The organism is Colwellia marinimaniae, from assembly GCF_002207865.1.
Classification (GTDB): Bacteria; Pseudomonadota; Gammaproteobacteria; order Enterobacterales; family Alteromonadaceae; genus Colwellia; species Colwellia marinimaniae.
On sequence record NZ_BDQM01000517.1, the window covers coordinates 1 to 235 of the forward strand.

At 55.3% G+C, this 235-nt stretch carries 1 protein-coding gene; it reads left to right on the forward strand.

Features of this window, described 5'->3' with window-relative positions; all coding sequences use genetic code 11:
* The coding region (locus MTCD1_RS20320) for a replication protein P (protein ID WP_268807389.1) at window positions 1–235 on the forward strand (235 nt) is incomplete at both ends.

Here is a 235-nt window from a genome sequence, read left to right on the forward strand (position 1 = left end):
TGACCGTGAGCAGATGCGTCGGATCGCCAACAACATGCCGGAACAGTACGACGAAAAGCCGCAGGTACAGCAGGTAGCGCAGATCATCAACGGTGTGTTCAGCCAGTTACTGGCAACTTTCCCGGCGAGCCTGGCTAACCGTGACCAGAACGAAGTGAACGAAATCCGTCGCCAGTGGGTTCTGGCTTTTCGGGAAAACGGGATCACCACGATGGAACAGGTTAACGCAGGAATG